Here is a 3,099-nt window from a genome sequence, read left to right on the forward strand (position 1 = left end):
GAACTTGTCTAACTGTGCTAATTGAAATCAGGTCTTTAAACATTAAATGCAGTTTCTTCGGTAACACATCACCTTCAAACAACATAAAGACCACAGTTAATAAGATCAGGAAAATGTTAGCCATCACCCCTGACAAACTACTTACCATGCTAGAAACCATAGTAACAGCGGTGCCAGGGTTGAAATATTCCAGTAAGGTGTCAGATGATATGTTGATGTTGTATTTACTTAAGAATACAACTAAGTCACCGTAGTTGCCTCTAATTTGGCTTTGATAATCACCAATATTACTGGTGAGCTGCTGCACACTCGAGCCAATCACACTGGTGATCGACAAACCAATCGTGATAGCGAGAATCAGCACAACAAAAATCGCGATTGCGCGTGGGATACGACAACGGGTGATCACATTAACCAATGGGTTGCAAATAATAGCAATAAACACAGCAAGCAAGAATGGAATGATAATCGGCGTGGCTATTTTGATACCACCGAGAATAATGATCACCGCGGCTACCATCACCAAATTACGCATCTGGCTATTTTCGTTTAAAATTAGTTTCATAGTTACTCATTAGGGTGCTAATAGTCGCCAGTAGTCTACGACGTGACTGATGAATATAACCTTAACAAGGCGAAAACACTAATGATATTACATTGATGCTAGTAACGAGATTGGGTAAGAGATCAGAGAGTGATCTTCAATAACACGAATAATTATTGCGATAGAATCACAGAGTCGAATAACACTTAAAAATAAAGAATAGATAATTATTAAATTGTAGAAGTAACACAGAAATAACAGGAGTTTAGAATTGAATATACTTGAATCAGAAATGGTGGAGCCAAACGGGATCGAACCGATGACCTCGACACTGCCAGTGTCGCGCTCTCCCAACTGAGCTATGGCCCCCATTTCCGCAGCAGCGTTTGCTACTGCGGATGATAATATGCATCTGTCGGTTAACTGTCAATATCTACACTCTAAAAATCAACATTAAACGACAGGACGTATATTATTTACACACCCTTAGGCGTTTTCACGTGCAGTAATGAATGCTAACGCTTTATCAATACCAGCAAGGCTACGTGCTTTGCCGATAAGCTTTAACGTGACATCTAATGACGGTGATTGACCGGCACCAGTGATAGCAACACGTAATGGCATACCCACTTTACCCATACCGACTTCAAGTTCAGCAGCTGTCTCGTTAATTGCAGCGTGTAATACTTCTGCATCGCTCCAATCTGCAATCGCAGCCAGTTTTTCTTGTACTTTCAGCAGTGCTTCTTTTGCTACTGGACGTAGATGTTTCTTCGCCGCAGTTGCATCAAATTCAGCATAGTCTTCAAAGAAATAACGGCTAGCAGCAGCAAGATCTTTCAGTGTCTTAGCACGTTCAGCAAGTACTTTAACAATCTCAGCTAGTGCTGGACCATTAGTTGTATCAATGCCTTGCTCCTTCATGTGCCACTCAAGGTGAGTTGCAACATATTCAGGGTCTAGTGTTTTAATGTAATGCTGGTTTACCCATTGTAGCTTTTCAGTATTAAACGCTGACGCCGCTTTGTTGACATCATCTAAGCTAAATAGTTTGATCATCTCGTCTACGCTGAAGATCTCTTGATCGCCATGTGACCAACCTAAACGTACTAAGTAGTTTAGTAGTGCTTCAGGCAGGTAACCGTCATCACGGTATTGCATAACACCAACAGCGCCATGACGCTTAGACAGTTTAGCGCCGTCATCACCTAAAATCATTGCAACGTGTGCGTACTCAGGGATTGGTGCGCCAAGTGCTTTTAAGATGTTAATTTGACGAGGCGTATTGTTAAGGTGATCTTCGCCACGAACAACATTAGTAATGCCCATATCCCAGTCATCAACAACAACACAGAAATTGTATGTTGGTGAACCGTCAGTACGACGGATGATCAGATCATCAAGTTCTTTATTAGCAAATTCAACTTTGCCACGGATCTTGTCATCAACGATAACAGTGCCTTCTTTCGGATTACGGAAACGTACAACGTAATCAGCACCTGTATCTTCGATGTCACCATGGCTACATTTACCATCGTAACGTGGGTTTTCTTTAGCCGCCATTTGCTTTTCACGTAATTCGTCAAGACGCGCACGTGAACAGTAACATTTGTATGCTTTGTCTTCAGAAAGTAGTTGATCAACTAATTCGTTGTAACGATCGAAACGTTGCGTTTGGAAGAAAGGACCTTCATCCCAATCCAGACCAGCCCATTTCATGCCTTCTAAGATCGCGTCAACCGCTTCTTGAGTAGAGCGCTCTACATCAGTATCTTCGATACGTAATACAAATTTACCACCTTGGCTTTTTGCATGTAACCAAGAATAAAGCGCTGTACGTGCGCCGCCTACGTGCAAGTAGCCAGTTGGGCTAGGTGCAAAACGAGTCTTAACAGTCATAAGTCTCACAATACCTTTTACATTTTATTTGATTCGCTTAACCACTACAGGTTAAGCACATGATGCTGCGCATTTTACCACTAAAGATAAAACTAACAATACGCGAACTAAAATTAACTCGCGATGCGATGCGATTAACTAACTATGTGCAACCAAGAGCGCCAGTAAATCATCTTCAGTCAGAATATCGATACCTAACTCTTGCGCTTTAGTGAGCTTAGAGCCTGCAGCAGGACCCGCCACTAACGCCGTCGTTTTCTTCGACACACTGCCAGCCACTTTTGCGCCTAAATCTTGTAACCGTGTTTTAGCATCGGCACGAGAGATATTCACTAACGTGCCAGTGATGACATAAATAGCGCCTAACAAGGGTTGCTGGCTTGCTTCTTTAACGGCAACATCGTCCCAGCTCATGCCCGCTTCAAGCAACTGGACAATGACCTCGAGATTATGTGCTTCACGGAAAAAGTAGTAAATGTGCTTAGCAACAATATCACCGACATCTGAGATCAGAATTAAACGCTCTACAGAGGCTTTTTTGATTGCATCTAAGGTTAACAAATCATTAGCTAAGTTAGCCGCTGTTGCTTCCCCTACTTCACGGATACCCAGTGAATATAAGAACTTGGCTAGCGTAGTATGTTTCGCTGCTTTTA

3 protein-coding genes and 1 tRNA gene are annotated in these 3,099 nt (G+C 42.2%); all 4 read right to left on the reverse strand.

Annotated elements, in window-relative coordinates; translation table 11 throughout:
* On the reverse strand, window positions 1–565 hold a 565-nt coding region (locus PE36_RS23215; protein ID WP_006034560.1), incomplete at its 3' end, for an AI-2E family transporter.
* Window positions 566–837: 272 nt separating this feature from the next.
* Window positions 838–913: transfer RNA gene (locus PE36_RS23220), tRNA-Ala, on the reverse strand.
* A 117-nt stretch (window positions 914–1,030) separates the two neighbouring features.
* Window positions 1,031–2,443: a glutamate--tRNA ligase gene (gene gltX, locus PE36_RS23225; protein WP_006034561.1), complete on the reverse strand. Its 1,413-nt coding sequence runs from the start codon at window positions 2,441–2,443 to the stop codon at window positions 1,031–1,033.
* Window positions 2,444–2,581: 138 nt separating this feature from the next.
* A partial coding sequence (locus PE36_RS23860) for a helix-hairpin-helix domain-containing protein (RefSeq protein ID WP_006034562.1) occupies window positions 2,582–3,099 on the reverse strand: 518 nt, incomplete at its 5' end.

Origin of the sequence: Moritella sp. PE36, from assembly GCF_000170855.1 — a bacterium.
Taxonomy (GTDB): domain Bacteria; phylum Pseudomonadota; class Gammaproteobacteria; order Enterobacterales; family Moritellaceae; genus Moritella.